Below are 14,800 nucleotides of genomic sequence, written 5' to 3' on the forward strand. Positions count from 1 at the left end.
TCTCAGGCGACTTCGGTGACGCCGGCTGCATGGGCCTGCAGGTCGGCATGGTAGGAGGAACGCACCAGCGGGCCGGAGGCGACGTGATGGAAGCCCATCGCTTCGGCCGCCTCGCGCAGCGCGTCGAATTCGTCGGGAGTCCAGTAGCGCACGACCGGGTGATGGTGCGGCGTGGGCTGCAGGTACTGGCCGATGGTGATCATGTCCACGTCATGGGCGCGTAGATCGCGCAGCGTCTCGATGACCTGCTCGTAGGTCTCGCCCAGGCCCAGCATGATGCCGGACTTGGTCGGCACGTCCGGATGCTGCGCCTTGAAGCGCTTGAGCAGGTCCAGCGACCACTGGTAGTCGGCACCCGGGCGCACCTCGCGGTACAGGTGCGGGACGGTTTCCAGGTTGTGGTTGAAGACGTCCGGCGGGAAGTCCTTGAGCACTTCCAGCGCACGCTCCATGCGGCCCTTGCCGCGAAAATCGGGGGTGAGGATCTCGATCTTGATGTTCGGGCTGGCATGGCGGGTGGCGCGAATGCAGCTGGCGAAATGCTCGGCGCCGCCATCGCGCAGGTCGTCGCGGTCGACCGAGGTGATCACCACATACTTCAGGCGCATGTCGGCGATGGTCTGCGCCAGGCGCGCCGGCTCCAGCGGATCGGGCGGCTGCGGACGGCCGTGGGCCACGTCGCAGAACGAGCAGCGACGGGTGCACACCTCGCCCAGGATCATGAACGTGGCGGTGCCCTTGGAGAAGCACTCGTGGATGTTCGGGCAGGAGGCTTCCTCGCACACCGTCACCAGCGCGTTCTCGCGCAGCCGGGCCTTCAGTTCCTGTACGGCGTTGCCCTGCGGCAGCCGCACGCGGATCCACGAGGGCTTGCGCAGGGTCGGCACGCTCGTGTCGAACGCGGCGCGGTTGCGGGCGATCTTGTCGTTGCCCAATTGTTTTTCGGGCGCGTCGACCACGCTGATCGGGATGACCCTGGAGGAAATTTCGCTCATCTGCGACTGCCTAGACCGCGGCGCGCGCGGGGAGTTCGGGGAGGACGGGGGCGGCCGGCACCGCGTGGAAGCCGAACTGGCGGCAGAATTGCTCCACCAGCACGTCCTCGACTTGCGCCAACTGCGACGGGCCGCCCAAGTCTAGCACTTGCGTGACCGCCAAACCCTTGTAGCCACAGGGGTTGATGCGGCCGAACGGCTCCAGGTCCATGGCCACGTTGAAGGCCAAGCCGTGGAAGCTGCAGCCCCGGCGCACGCGCAGGCCCAGGGCAGCCACCTTGGCGCCGGCCACGTAGACGCCGGGGGCGCCCTCGACGCGCGCGGCGTCGATCGACCAGTACGCCAGCGTATCGATCAGCGCCTGCTCGATCCGGTGGACCAGCTCGCGCACGCCCACGCCGGTCCGGCGCAGGTCGATCAGCGGGTAGCCGACGATCTGGCCAGGGCCGTGGTAAGTCACCTGGCCGCCGCGGTCGACCGGGATCAGCGGGATGTCGCCCGGCGCCAGCACGTGTTCCATCTTGCCGGCCTGGCCCAGGGTGAACACCGGGTCGTGTTCGAGCAACCACAGCTCGTCCGGCGTGTCCGGACCGCGCGCGTCGGTGAAGGCGCTCATCGCCTTCCAGGTGCGCTCGTAAGGTTGGCGGCCCAGGCGGCGGATGTGGAGCGGGCGGGAGTCGGGGGGCATGGGGCGCTACCGGAGGAAATGGGGAGCAGATGAGGCGCGCGGGGCGGCTTTGCAAGCTTGAAGCCCTCTCCCCTGCGGGGAGAGGGTTTGGGTGAGGGGCGGGGCTCGCGGGAAAGCCGGTCAATGGGGCTCAAGGCAAGCTCGGCCCCTCACCCCAGCCCTCTCCCCGGAGGGGAGAGGGAGCTAGAGCTCAGAGCGTGTAGCGGATCGCCGGATCGGCGCGCAGCGCCGCGTGCGCCCCGTCGTACTGCTCGCGGTTGTCGCAGCGGAAGCTCACCGTCACCGAGACGAACTTGCCCTCGCGCGAGGCCCGCTGGCTGACCGTCTCGTGCAGTACGTGCAGGCCCATGCCCTCGAGGATGCCCGGCACGCGCCTGGGCAGGTCCGCGCTGGCATCGCCCAGCGCGGTGATCTCGAACTCACCGGGGAACTGGAAGCCCTTGCCTTCCTTCTTCGCCTGGCTGAAGTCGATCTCGTGCATCACTTTTTGTCCGCGGCAGTGGCCGTGGCCGCAGCGTCGTCCTTCTTGTCGCCATGGAACCACAGCAGGATGGAATCCCACAGACGCTTGAAGAAGCCGCCCTGCGGGGCGTCGTCGAGCGCCACCAGCGGCATCGACTGCACCGGCTTGCCATCCAGCGTGACGCGCAGCGTGCCCACCTGCTGACCCTTCTTGAACGGGGCGATCAGCGTGGCGGGAATGTCCATGGTGGCCTTGAGCTGGTCGTACTGCCCGCGCTTGACGGTGACGTCCAGCGGCTGGGTGATGCCGATCGGCAGCGTGTCCGCCTCGCCCTTCCACAGCTTGGGCGTGGCGAGCGGCTTGTTGGCGTCGTAGAGCTTGTGCGTCTCGTAGAAACGGAAGCCGTAGTTGAGCAGGGCCATGGCCGAATCGGCGCGGGCCTTCTCGGAACTGGCGCCCATCACGATGGCGATCATGCGCGAGTCGCCCTGCTTGGCCGAGGCGGCCAGGCAGTAGCCGGCCGCGGCGGTGTGGCCGGTCTTGATGCCGTCCACGCTCGGGTCGCGCCACAGCAGGGTGTTGCGGTTGCCCTGCTTGATGCCGTTCCACTCGAACTGCTTGACCGCGGAGATCGCGTAGTCCTCGGGAAAGTCGTGGATCAACGCGCGGGAGAGGATCGCGATGTCGCGCGCGGTGGTGTAGTGGTTCTCGATCGGGTAGCCGGAGGCGTTCTCGAAGTGCGAGTTGGTCATGCCCAGCTGCTTGGCGTAGGCATTCATCAGGTTGGCAAAGGCACCCTCGGAGCCGGCGGTGTGCTCGGCCAGCGCGATCGCCGCATCATTGCCGGACTGGATGATCATGCCGTACAGCAGATCCTTGAGCGGGACCTGGCTGTTGAGCTTGAGGAAGCTGGTCGAACCATCGGTGCCGGCACCGCCACCGCGCCAGGCGTGCTCGCTGATGGTGACCGGATCGGTCATCTTGATCTTGCCGTTGGCAAGCTCGGCCGAGACCACGTAGTCGGTCATGATCTTGGTGATCGAGGCCGGCTCGACACGCTCGTCGGGGTTCTTGCTGGCGAGGATCTGTCCGGTGGCGTAATCCATCAACACCCAGGCCTTGCCGTCGACGTCCGGCGGCGGCGGCACCGGCGCCTCCGGCACGGTCGGGCGCGGCACCGGCGAGGGCTTCGGCGGCGTCTGCTGCGCGAACGCGGCGCCGACGACCAGCGCGGCCGCGGCGAAGGTGGCTAGGGTACGGCGGAAAAAGCTCATCGTCGGTTTCGATCCCATTTCAATTGGTGTGACTGTGGCTGGCGACCCGCGCGCCAGCGAGAATGTGCATCGCTCAGTCTACCGCGACCTGTGGCCGGGGGAGACCGAGCTCTTCGATCTCCCCGGTCACCCGGTCGGCCTGGTCGACGTCGTCCAACGGGCCGACGCGCACGCGGCGCACGTTGCGTCCGTTGACCTCCACGTCGCTCACCTGCACCGGCGCCAGCCGGGCCGAACGGAGCCGGCTGGCCACGCGATCGGCGTTGGCGAGGTCGGAGAAGGCGCCCACCTGCAACCAGATGGCCGGATGGGCGCTACCCGATGGGACCGCCGGTTGCGCAGCCAGTTCCGCAGGGGCGTCGTCGTCCGGATGCGTGGGGTCGATCGCGTGCACCTCGACCAGACCGGTGCCCTTGGGCCATATGCCGATCTTCACGGCGGCGGCGTAGGACAGGTCGATCAGCCGGTTTTCATGGAACGGCCCGCGGTCGTTGATGCGCACGATCACGCTCTTGCCGTTCTGCAGGTTGGTCACCCGCGCATAGCTGGGCAGCGGCAGCGTCTTGTGCGCCGCGCTGAAAGCGTACATGTCGTAGTTCTCCAGGCTCGATGTCTTGTAGCCGTGGAATTTGGCGCCGTAGAACGAGGCGATGCCACGCTCGACGTAGCCGCGCGCGCTGGAAAGCACGCGGTAAGTCTTGCCGAGCACGGTGTAGGGCGACTTGTTGCCGTACAGCGAGCGCGGCTCGGCCTTGGGCACCGGCTCGGGGATCCGGCTGACGTCGATCGGCGGCGGCACGCTGTCGCTGCTCTGGCTGTAGCGGCTCGATTGCGGGCGGCTGATGTCGTCGCGGAAACCGCCGCGGCTGCCTTCCGCCCGCGGCCCCACCGCCTTGCCGCCGCGCGAGGGCCGCGGATGGGAACCACCACATCCGGCCAGCGCCAGCGCGAGTACCACCAGGACGCCCGCGCGCCAGCTCATGGTACGGCGTCCGCCGAGCGCACGCCGGCGGCGATGCCCTGGGCGAGCTGGTGCACGGCCAGGGCGTACAGCGGGCTCTTGTTGTAGCGGGTAATGACGTAGAAGTTCTGGAAGGTGAACCAGTACTCCAGGCCATTGCCGCCCTCGAGCGCCTGCAGGCTGGTCAGTCGGCCCGGATCGAACGCTTCGAGCGGCGCGTAGCCCCAGGCTTCGAGCTGTTCGAGCGGCCAGCGCGGCTGTGCGTCGGGCACGTCCAGCGGACGCGGCGCGTTATCCGGCTGCGCCCTTGCGGCCACCGGGCCGCCGCGCTCCCAGCCGTGGCCGACGAAATAGTTCGCGACGCTGGCCAGGATGTCCGGCAGCGAGCCGAGCATGTCGATGCGGCCGTCGTGGTCGCCGTCCACGCCGAAGTCGCGGATGCTGGAGGGCATGAACTGGCCCCAGCCCTGCGCGCCGGCGTAGGAGCCGGTGAGCGTGTCGAGCGGGCCGGCGAGGTGGTCGGCCGGCAGTTCCATCAACACCTTCAGCTGCTCGCGGAAGAACTTCGCGCGCGGCGGGTAGTACAGGCCCAGCGTGACCAGCGCATCGAGCACCTTGTACTTGCCCGTGTTGCGTCCGTAGAAGGTTTCCACGCCGAGGATGGCGACCAGATATTCGGGCGCCACACCGTACTGGTCGGCGATCCGCTCGATCAGTGCGCGGTGCTCGCGGTAGAAGGCCACGCCCTCGTCGATGCGCTTGGGGGTGATGAAGATCGGCCGGTAGTCCTTCCAGGGCTTGGCCTCGGCGGGGCGATTCATCGCGTCGATGATCGACTGCTGCATCTGCGCGCCACTGAGCAGCGCATTGAGTCTGGCCGGATCCTTGCCGGTGTCGCGGGCCACCTCGCGCACCAGTTCGGCCTGGCCGGGGTGGACCGTCTTTTCGGCGTGGACCGGCGCGATGGCCAGCAGGAGGGCGGCGAGCACGCCGGGCAGGCGGCACGAGAAAGCAAGGGACATGGGGAATACCGCGCGATTCGACATCGCACCCAAGCCTAACACGCGTGCGCGCGCGATCCGGGGCGAAATGGAGGCGGCCGGCTGGCGCCGCTCAGTCATGCATCTTTCGATTGGCATGGATCGACATCAGCACGCCGAACCCGCTCAGCAGGCTGACTGCCGAGGTGCCGCCGTAGCTGACGAACGGCAGCGGCACGCCGACCACCGGCAGCATGCCGGCGATCATGCCGCCGTTGACGAAAACGTAGACGAAAAAGCTCATCGCGATCGCGCCGGCGAGCAGCCGCGAATAGGTGTCGCGCGCCTCCATCGCGATCCACAGGCAGCGGCCGATGATGAAGGCGTACAGCGCCAGCAGCGCTACCACGCCGACCAGGCCGAACTCCTCGGAGAACACCGCGAAGATGAAGTCGGTGGTGTGCTCGGGCAGGAAGTCCAGCCGCGACTGCGTGCCGTGCAGCCAGCCCTTGCCGAAGATGCCACCGGAACCCACCGCGATCTGCGACTGGATGATGTGCCAGCCGTTGCCCAGCGGATCGGCCTCGGGGTTGAGCAGGGTCAGCACGCGGTCGCGCTGGTACTGGTGCATGAAGTGCCAGCCCACCGGCACCATCGACGCGGCGATCCCGACCAGCAATCCGATGCGCCACCAGGCCACACCGGAGAGGAACAGCGCGAACCCGCCGGCGCCGGCCACCAGCAACGCCGTGCCCAGGTCCGGCTGCTTGGCGATCAGGCCGGCGGGAACAGCGATCAGCAGACCGACCACCGCCATGTCCTTCCAGCTTGGCGGCAGCTGGCGCGGATGCAGGTACCAGGCGGCCATCATCGGCATGGTGAGCTTGAGCAGTTCGGACGGCTGGAAGCGCATGAAGCCCAGGTCCAGCCAGCGGTCGGCACCGCGGCCCTCGCCCAGGATCGCCACCACCACCAGCAAGGCCGTGCTGCCGGCGTAGAGCCAGGGGGTCCAGCTGCGCAACACCGTGGGCGGAATGCGCGAGATCAGTAGCAGCAGCGCGGCGCCGAGCACGAAGCGCGCCGCTTGCCCGCCGACCAGACGCAGGTCGCCGCCACCGGCGCTGTACAGGGTGACCAGGCCCACCGTGGCCAGCATGAGCAGACCGGCGGCGAGCGGCAGATCGATCCGTGGCCGGGTCAGGATGCGGCGCATGAAGCGGCGCATGCGCGCATAGAGCATGCCGATCATTGCGTGGCTCCCCTCCCGGCGGCCACCGGTCCGTCCGCGGGCACGGCCGGAGCCGGGGGCGGCCTGGCCGATGCCCCTTCCGGCGTGGCGAGCCACGTCTCCATGACCGTGCGCACGATCGGACCCGCCGCCTCGGCGCCCCAGGCACCCGCCTCGAGCATGGCGACCACCGCGATCTTCGGATCGTCGGCCGGCGCGAAAGCTTCGAACCACGCACGGTGACGGGCGGCCAGATAGGCGGTGTTCTTGTTGGTGTCGTAGGCCGAGGTGGTTCGCGAGAAGCGCTCGGCCGTACCGCTCTTGCCGGCGACCACCAGCGGGAAGCCGATGAACTGCTTGGCGCCGGTGCCGCTGGCCACCACCGCTTCCATGCCCTGCTTGATCACGTCCAGGTGCGCCGGGTCGCTCACCAGCGAGGGCCCGGTCGGCGGATTGGGCACGGGGAGCTTGGGCGCATCGACACCGTCCTGCGTGGCCATGACGAGCTTCGGCGCGCGCGGGATGCCCTTGCCGGCCAGGATCGACACGGCATGGGCCAGTTGCAGCGGCGTCACCGCCCAGTAGCCCTGGCCGATGCCGGCGATGATCGTTTCGCCCGGGTACCAGGGCTGGCGTGAGTGCTCCATTTTCCACTCGCGCGAAGGCAGGATGCCGTTTTCCTCGCCCTCGAGGTCGATGCCGGTCTTCCTGCCGAAACCGAAGCGCCCCATCCATTCGCTCAGCCGGTCTATCCCCAGGTCCAGCGCCAGCTTGTAGAAGTAGGTATTGGTGGACTTCTCGATCGCTTTGACCATGTCGACCACGCCATCGCCACCGCGCTTGTCGTCGCGGTAGCAGCGCGAGGCGCCGGGCAGACAGAACTCGCCCGTCGACAGCACCGTGTCCTGCGGCTTGCGGATGCCGTAGGCCAGGCCGCCCAGCGCGAGGAACGGCTTGACCGTGGAGCCGGGCGGATACACGCCGCGCAGTGCGCGGTTGTAGAGCGGCTTGTCCGGCGCGGTGGTCAGTGCCTTGTAGTCGGCGCTGCTGATGCCGTTGACGAACAGGTTCGGGTCGAAGCTCGGCACGCTGACCATCGCCAGCACCTGACCGTTGCGCGGGTCGATCGCCACGGCCGAACCGGCACGGCCGTCGAACGCAGCCATGGTGGCTTTCTGGATGCGTACGTCGATGGACAGGTAGAGGTTCTTGCCCGGGACCGGCGCATGGGTCTCGAGTACGCGCTGGGTGCGCCCATCCGCGTTGACCTCGACCAGCTCGTAGCCGGGCGTGCCATGCAGCATGTCCTCATAGGAGCGTTCGATGCCGCTGCGGCCGACATGGCTCGTGCCCTGGTAGCGATCCGGGTTCAGCCGCTTGAGGTCATCCGCGTCGATGCGGCCGACGTAGCCGATCACGTGTGCGAACAGCTGACCGTAGGGATAGTGGCGGGTGAGGTAAGGCACCACGTCCACGCCGGGGAAACGCCATCGGTTGATCGCGAAGCGGGCGATGTCGTCCTCGGAGAGGTGCATTTTCAGTGGCACGCTTTCGAAGCGCCGGCTCTGCTTCAGGCGCTTGCGGAAGTCGGCGACATCGTCGGGGTCCAGCGGCACCACGGCACCGATCTGCGCCAGCATCGCGCTCATGTCGGGGACCTGCTCGGGGACGACTTCGAGCCGGAAGGCCGGCACGTTGTCGGCCAGCAGCACGCCGTTGCGATCGTAGATCAGGCCGCGCGCCGGCGGGATCACCTTCGGCTTGACGCGGTTGTTCTCCGAGCGTGTCACGAATTCGTCGTGGCGCATCACCTGCAAGTAGAAGAAACGTCCGGACAGCGCGATCAGGCCGAGCACGATCAGGGCGAAGCCCACCAGCGAGCGCCGCTGGAACAGCGCCGCCTCGCCGCGTGGGTCTTTCAGGGCACGCCGCTTCTTCATCTCATTGCAGACGCAGGCGCATGCGCAGGTCGTCCAGCAGCAGGAACACGAACGGCCACAAGGCAGCACCGACGAATGGCGAGATCCACCAGCTGGCCGGCGGCAGTGCGTCACCGGCGAACACGCGCACGATGGTCAGCAGGATGCGGTCGTTGACCAGCAGCGCCAGCACCGCCAGCGTCTGCTGCCACATCGGGAAGAAGCGCAGCCGCGAGCGGAAGCGCAGCGCGATGAACACCAGCGCGGTCAGGCGCAATGCCTGCTCGCCCAGCAAGGCGCCATCGAGCAGATCCGCGGCAAGGCCCATGGTGAAGGCCAATCCCAGCGTCACCCGTTCGCCCGACTCCAGCGACCAGTACAAAAGCACCAACGCCGGCCAATAGGGCTTGAACGGCTCGAGAACGTCCGGAAGCGGCACCAGCATCGACAGCAATGCAATCACCAGCGTGCCGACAAACCACCATAGAGCCAGGCGCTGGCGGTTCATGGCTGTCCCTTCGCCGGCGGCGTGGTCTTGCGGGCGTCACCCGCTTCTGCGGGGGCAAGGTCGACCGGCGGCCCCATCGGCGGCACTGGCTCGGGCGGACCGACGGGTTCGGCCTGATCGTGCAGCAGCAACACATCCTCGCTGCGGCTGATGTCCGCGCTGGGTTGCGCCTGCGCCTCCAGGAACATGCCGGTGGTCGCGGGCGCCACGCGGGTGACCTCGCCAACCGGGAAGCCGGGCGGGAAACGACCGCCCAGGCCGGAGGTCAGCAGCCGGTCGCCTTCGCGCACGTCGGCTGCCATCGGGATGGTCGGCAGCACCAGCCGGTCGCCCTCGCGGGAACCGTAGGCGATGGTGCGAAGGCCGGTGCGTTCGACGGTCACCGGCAGGGCGTTGTTCGGGTCGGTGATCAGCATCACCACCGAGGTGGTCGGCAGCGCCTGGATGACCTGGCCCATTACCCCGCGCGCATCGATCACCGGCTGCCCGGGCTTGACGCCGTCGCGGGCGCCGACGTTGAGCAGCAGGCGATGGCGGTAGGCGCCCAGGTCGACGCCGACCACGCGAGCCAGCTGCACGTTGAGCTCCAGGCTGCGCTGGGTGTCGAGCAGCTCCTTCAGGTGTTCGTTCTGCTGCGCCACCGCGGCCATGCGATTGAGCTTGGCGTTGGCCAGCAGCAGGTCCTCGCGCAGGCGCTGGTTCTGTTCGGTCAGCCGCTGGCGGTCGGCGAAGGCCACCGAGAGCGTGCGCATGCCTTCCACCGGCAGGCCGGCGAGCCGGTACAACGGCTCCACTGCCACGGCAGCGCCGTAGCGGATGCGCCACATCCAGCCATTGCGGTGGTCGAGCACCATCAGCACCATTGCCAGCGCGAGGTAGCCGATCAACCGCAGGGTGCCGGTCGAGCCGGCAAACAGGGGCGAGGTATCCTTGTTCATGCGGGCAGACCCGGCGCGGAAGGACCGGCCAGCACACGCATCGCCGCATCCAGGTCGGCGGCGAAGCACAGTTGCCGGCCGCGGTTGCTCTCGGCCATGAAGGCACGCAGGTTCGCGCCCGGCTCGAGGTCGACGTCCAGCACCACGGCAAGACGCAGTCGGTAGTTGGCGAACGTCTGCGTGATCTCGCCCGCGACACCAGTGGGCAACGAGAAGAAGTCCCGGTGCAGGCAGGACGCCTGCAGGACGATCGCGTCCACGTCGTCGTAACCGCCGGAGAACATCGCGTCCAGCGCATCCTGACGCGAGCGCAGCGACACGCGCGTAGCCAGAATGTGCGCCACCCGCAGTCCGTCGCGTTCGATCAGTTCGACCTGCATGCTGCGTCCGTAGTGGAAGATGCGGCCGCTGGGCAGACCGGCGCCGCCGTGTCCGGGGCGCAGATCCTGGCGTGCACCCTGTGTCTTACTCCGGCGCGAAGAAATCGCTGCCGTGCTGATCGATCAGTTCCAGCGCCTTGCCGCCGCCGCGAGCGACGCAGGTGAGCGGATCGTCGGCGACCTGGACGTGCAGGCCGGTTTCTTCGGAGATCAGCCGGTCCAGGTCGCGCAGCAGGGCGCCGCCACCGGTCAGCACGATGCCGCGTTCGGCCACGTCCGAGCACAGTTCCGGCGGGGTCTGCTCAAGCGCGGACTTGACCGCCGCGACGATGCCCGAGAGCGGTTCGTGCAGCGCCTCGAGCACCTCGTTGGAGTTGATCGTGAACATGCGCGGCACGCCCTCGGCCAGGTTGCGGCCGGAGATCTCGATCTCCTTGACCTCGCTCTGCGGGAAGGCGCAGCCGATCTCGATCTTGATGCGTTCGGCGGTCGATTCGCCGATCAGCGTGCCGTGGTTGCGGCGCACGTAGTTGATGATCGCCTCGTCGAAACGGTCGCCGCCCACGCGCACCGACTGCGAGTAGACGATGCCGTTGAGCGAGATCACCGCCACTTCGGAAGTACCACCACCGATGTCCAGCACCATCGCGCCGCGTGCCTCGTGCACGGGGATGCCGGCGCCGATCGCGGCCGCCATCGGCTCCTCGATCAGGAACACGTCGCGGGCGCCGGCGCCCTCGGCCGATTCCTTGATGGCGCGGCGTTCGACCTGGGTCGAGCCGCACGGTACGCAGACCAGCACGCGCGGGCTGGGACGGAGCATGCGCGACTTGTGCACCTGCTTGATGAAGTGCTGCAGCATCGCCTCGGTCATGGTGAAGTCGGCGATGACGCCGTCCTTCATCGGGCGCACCGTGGCGATGTTGCCCGGCGTGCGGCCGAGCATGCGCTTGGCGTCGCCACCCACCGCAGCCACCGCGCGCGGGCCACCCGGGCCGCGATCCTGGCGGATCGCCACCACCGACGGCTCATTGAGGATGATGCCCTGCCCACGCACGTAGATCAGCGTGTTGGCGGTGCCGAGGTCGATGGAAATATCGTTGGAAAAGATGCCGCGGAACTTCTTGAACATGAGGCCTGGCGCGCCGGCTAAAAAGGGAAAAGTAAGCGCGTCAGTCTAGTGAGCGGGTACTACCCACGCAAGCGCGAAGACGTTAAGAAAGCCTTGTAGAACGCGATGATGCGCGCATTTCATGACGTCGGCCGCCGCTTCGCCGGGCAAGCGACTGTCGCCTTGAGCGAAGCGTCGCGCTACGATTGCGCGGTTTGCCGGACGACTACCCGTCCGCGCCGCTCACTGGGGTTTGCTCGAACATGTCAGCCGTCATCTGCGGTTCGCTGGCCTACGACACCATCATGGTGTTCCCGGACCAGTTCAAGAACCACATCCTGCCGGACAAGGTCCACATCCTTAACGTCTCCTTCCTCGTGCCGCAGATGCGCCGCGAGTTCGGCGGCTGTGCCGGCAACATCGCCTACAACCTGAAGCTGCTGGGAGGCGATCCGCTGCCGATGGCGACGGTCGGACAGGATTTCGGACCCTACCGCGAACACATGATCCGCTGCGGCATCCGGCTCGATGGCGTGCGCGTGTTCGAGGATCAGTTCACCCCGCAGTGCTTCATCACCACGGACCTGGACAACAACCAGATCACCGCCTTCCACCCGGGCGCGATGTCCAGCTCGCACCACAACCACGTGGGCGACGTGGCCGATGCCCAGTTTGGCATCGTGGCGCCGGATGGGCGCGAGGCGATGCTGCAACACACCGACGATTTTGCGGCCCGCGGCGTGCCTTTCATCTTCGATCCCGGGCAGGCGATGCCGTTGTTCAACGGCGACGAATTCCGTTCGATGATCGGCAAGGCGAACTACGTCATCGTCAACGACTACGAGTCGCAACTGCTGCAGCAGCGCACGGGCTGGAACGCCGAGGAGATCGCCAGTCGCACGCAGGCCTACATCGTGACGCTTGGTCCGCGCGGTTCGCTGATCCACACCGGTGGGCAAGTCATCCAGATCCCGGCGGCCCGCGAGCGTCAGGTGATCGATCCCACAGGCTGCGGCGACGCGTACCGGGCGGGCCTTTTGTTCGGCATCATGCGCGGGTACGACTGGCCGACCATCGGTCGAATGGCCTCGCTGATGGGCGCGCTCAAGGTCGAGCATCCGGGCACGCAGAACCAGCGTTTCAGCTACGACGAGTTCGCCGAAGCCTTCCACGAGCAGTTCGGCTACGCGCTTTAGACCGATCGGCGCGCCGCATGTGCCGCGCGCCGCAAGCCGCCACGCCCAGCAGGACGAACCAGGGAAGCGCCGCTGTCCAGGGCGGCCAGCGCTGTTGCAGCCACGCGGTGACCAGCGCGGCCAGGCCGTAGGTTGCAAAGACCGTGGCCTGGACGCGGACCCGCGGCAGGCCTTTGGGGGGCGTGCGTTCAACCAGGCCGGCAACCATCTCGGTCAGCGTACCGGTGATGAAGGTGGTCCATACGCCCGCCAGATGGACCTTCCGCATTGCCGCGCTTTGCATGCCCATCACCGCGCCCAGCAGCACGATCACGCCTCGGACCCACGGGGTAGGCAACGCATCAGGACGGGCTCTCGCGAAAACCAGTACCACTGCACCGAGCAACAAGGTCTCCAGCCAGAGAACGCGGTTCACCCGCACACTCCACCCGGTCCCCTGCCCGCGCAGCATGCCCGTTCCTGCAGCTACCCCGAGCGCGAAGCCGACCACGGCCAGCAGCGAACGCAGCGCTCGCGCGAAATCAGCCGAGCCCATCGCCATGGTCAGCAACACGGTATTGCCGGTCATGTTCGCCGTGAAAACGTGCCCGAGTGCCAGATAGCTCACCGCGTCCAGGCTTCCGCCCACCCAGGCGAGCGCCGGCAACGACCATTCAAGCCAACGCGCGTCGGCATGCTCCACAACTGCACCTCCTTGGGTGCAGCCTAGTCAGCGCTGGGTGACGAGTCTGATTGCGCCCGTACGCTATCGGCCGCGCGGCGGGCCCTGCGGGAACGCACCTTGACTGCGACAACCATGCCCGACACTGCCGGACGGCCAAAGCAGGCCCGTCTGTGGGCCCGAACGTAGCACAGCGCACGGCGTGCGGATGAAGGCGCCGCCGAGTAGGCTGGTATGGCGGATGCCTGGTCGCCAGCACGCACTTTCGTCCTTCGACGAAAGCCCCTTGTAGGAGCGCCCTTGTACGCGACCCGGGGATCGCGTGTAAGGCACGGCGTCCCGGGATACCCACGGACACGCTCCAGGAGCGCAGCCACCTGTGCAGCCCGATGTCGCCCGAAGGGCTAGCTGTGTAAACCCACCAGGTTGTTCATGGCGATGCGGGCGATCGGTGGCCGGTAGTCGAGGCTGGCGTGCGGGCGGTGCCAGTTGTACTGGTGCAGCCAGGTCAGCCAATGGGCGGCGCGCTGAGCTGAGTGCTCATAGCTTCGAGCGTAGGCCCACTCGCGCAGTGCCGTCTGGATGAAGCGTTCGGCCTTGCCGTTGGTGCGGGGCGTGTAGGGTCGCGTGCGTACGTGCCGCAGGCCCAGCCGGCGCAGCAGTCGCCGGAAGGTGCGGGACTTGTAGCAGGAGCCGTTATCGGTCATCACACGGGTGAAGCGCACGCCCAGCGTGCGGTAATAGCGCAGCGCCTTGAGTAGGGCCCTGCACGCGCTTTGGCCGCGCTCGTTGGGCTCGATGGAGCCAAAGGCCACGCGCGAAGCGTCATCAATGGCCACGTGCACGAACTCCCAGCCAGCCCCGTCCGAGGTCTGCTGGCGATCGCCGGTGACGCGATGACCGGGACGCCAGAAACGCCCGAGCTTCTTGATGTCCAGATGCAACAGGTCCCCGGGGTTCGGGTACTCATCCCGGTTTACCGGGCGCGCCGGCTCCAGTTCCGCCAGGCGATGGAAGCCGGCGCGCTTGACCAGGCGGCCGACCGTGCTCGCCGCCATGGTCAGGTGCTGGGCGATCTGCCGATAGGTCCAGCGCTCACGGCGGTGCTCGATCACCTGGCTCGCAATGGCTGCGTCCGTAGCATGGGGGCAGCGATGCGGCCGGGAGGATCGATCGAGCAGCCCGGTGGCGCCCTCATCGCGGAAGCGCCGCAGCCACTTGTACGCCGTGCGCACGCTCACCCCCGCTGCATGGGCCGCTTCCTCCACCCGCAAGCCGTGTTCAAGCACCCGCTCCACGAGCAGGGCTCGACCTCGGGGCGTAAGACGGGCATGTTTATGCAGGTTCATCCGGGGCTCCTGGCGTGCTGGTTGGGTCGCACCTCCAGAATCCCGGGATCGCCCCGAGTGAACAACCTACTGAGAGATCACAGCTAGCCGCTTGTTGCCTGCGGCGATGGCGGCTTTCGCGACAGCAACGGCCTCTCGCGAATCGCGGC

15 protein-coding genes are annotated in these 14,800 nt (G+C 67.6%); 1 reads left to right on the top strand and 14 read right to left on the bottom strand.

Annotation, left to right across the window (positions count from 1 at the left end; translation table 11 throughout):
• Nucleotides 1-2 precede the first annotated feature (2 nt).
• The 12 genes from lipA to J7I44_RS03375 form a co-directional block, all read right to left on the bottom strand.
• On the bottom strand, nucleotides 3-995 hold the full coding sequence (gene lipA / locus J7I44_RS03320; protein ID WP_209615720.1) for a lipoyl synthase: 993 nt from the start codon (nucleotides 993-995) through the stop codon (nucleotides 3-5).
• Nucleotides 996-1,005: 10 nt separating this feature from the next.
• A complete protein-coding gene (lipB, locus tag J7I44_RS03325) occupies nucleotides 1,006-1,683 on the bottom strand; it encodes a lipoyl(octanoyl) transferase LipB (protein ID WP_209615723.1) in 678 nt (225 codons plus the stop codon).
• A gap of 190 nt (nucleotides 1,684-1,873) precedes the next feature.
• A complete protein-coding gene (locus J7I44_RS03330) occupies nucleotides 1,874-2,164 on the bottom strand; it encodes a YbeD family protein (RefSeq protein ID WP_209615728.1) in 291 nt (96 codons plus the stop codon).
• Complete coding sequence (locus tag J7I44_RS03335) at nucleotides 2,164-3,420, bottom strand: D-alanyl-D-alanine carboxypeptidase family protein (protein WP_209615731.1); 1,257 nt, start codon at nucleotides 3,418-3,420, stop codon at nucleotides 2,164-2,166. The genes J7I44_RS03330 and J7I44_RS03335 overlap by 1 nt, the downstream gene beginning before the upstream one ends.
• A 73-nt stretch (nucleotides 3,421-3,493) precedes the next feature.
• Nucleotides 3,494-4,402, bottom strand: a complete 909-nt coding sequence (locus J7I44_RS03340; RefSeq protein WP_209615733.1) for a septal ring lytic transglycosylase RlpA family protein — start codon at nucleotides 4,400-4,402, stop codon at nucleotides 3,494-3,496.
• Complete coding sequence (gene mltB / locus J7I44_RS03345) at nucleotides 4,399-5,403, bottom strand: lytic murein transglycosylase B (protein ID WP_209615737.1); 1,005 nt, start codon at nucleotides 5,401-5,403, stop codon at nucleotides 4,399-4,401. Before mltB ends, J7I44_RS03340 begins: the two co-directional genes overlap by 4 nt.
• Nucleotides 5,404-5,494: 91 nt before the next feature.
• A complete protein-coding gene (gene rodA, locus J7I44_RS03350) occupies nucleotides 5,495-6,610 on the bottom strand; it encodes a rod shape-determining protein RodA (protein ID WP_245187884.1) in 1,116 nt (371 codons plus the stop codon).
• On the bottom strand, nucleotides 6,607-8,529 hold the full coding sequence (gene mrdA, locus J7I44_RS03355) for a penicillin-binding protein 2 (protein ID WP_209615747.1): 1,923 nt from the start codon (nucleotides 8,527-8,529) through the stop codon (nucleotides 6,607-6,609). Before mrdA ends, rodA begins: the two co-directional genes overlap by 4 nt.
• Nucleotide 8,530: 1 nt before the next feature.
• The gene (gene mreD, locus J7I44_RS03360; RefSeq protein WP_209615751.1) at nucleotides 8,531-9,016 is read right to left on the bottom strand and encodes a rod shape-determining protein MreD; all 486 of its coding nucleotides are present in this window, start codon (nucleotides 9,014-9,016) and stop codon (nucleotides 8,531-8,533) included.
• Nucleotides 9,013-9,954 (bottom strand): rod shape-determining protein MreC, encoded by a 942-nt coding sequence (gene mreC, locus J7I44_RS03365; protein WP_209615754.1) that lies wholly within the window; start codon nucleotides 9,952-9,954, stop codon nucleotides 9,013-9,015. Before mreC ends, mreD begins: the two co-directional genes overlap by 4 nt.
• Entirely contained in the window at nucleotides 9,951-10,334 is a 384-nt protein-coding gene (locus J7I44_RS03370) for a DUF4180 domain-containing protein (protein WP_209615755.1), read from the bottom strand. Before J7I44_RS03370 ends, mreC begins: the two co-directional genes overlap by 4 nt.
• An 85-nt stretch (nucleotides 10,335-10,419) precedes the next feature.
• Nucleotides 10,420-11,466, bottom strand: coding sequence for a rod shape-determining protein (locus tag J7I44_RS03375; RefSeq protein ID WP_209615758.1), 1,047 nt, complete (start codon nucleotides 11,464-11,466; stop codon nucleotides 10,420-10,422).
• Between the two features lie 242 nt (nucleotides 11,467-11,708).
• Here J7I44_RS03375 and J7I44_RS03380 point away from each other — a divergent pair, with 242 nt between their 5' ends.
• A complete protein-coding gene (locus J7I44_RS03380; RefSeq protein WP_209615761.1) occupies nucleotides 11,709-12,641 on the top strand; it encodes a carbohydrate kinase family protein in 933 nt (310 codons plus the stop codon).
• Here the strand turns inward: J7I44_RS03380 and J7I44_RS03385 are convergent.
• Both J7I44_RS03385 and J7I44_RS03390 read right to left on the bottom strand, forming a co-directional pair.
• Complete coding sequence (locus J7I44_RS03385; RefSeq protein ID WP_209615764.1) at nucleotides 12,586-13,323, bottom strand: YoaK family protein; 738 nt, start codon at nucleotides 13,321-13,323, stop codon at nucleotides 12,586-12,588. The two genes, J7I44_RS03380 and J7I44_RS03385, sit on opposite strands and share 56 nt — an antisense overlap.
• Nucleotides 13,324-13,706: 383 nt before the next feature.
• A complete protein-coding gene (locus J7I44_RS03390) occupies nucleotides 13,707-14,651 on the bottom strand; it encodes an IS481 family transposase (protein ID WP_209615768.1) in 945 nt (314 codons plus the stop codon).
• Nucleotides 14,652-14,800 lie beyond the last annotated feature (149 nt).

Source organism: Frateuria flava (assembly GCF_017837635.1).
GTDB classification, from domain to species: domain Bacteria; phylum Pseudomonadota; class Gammaproteobacteria; order Xanthomonadales; family Rhodanobacteraceae; genus Frateuria_A; species Frateuria_A flava.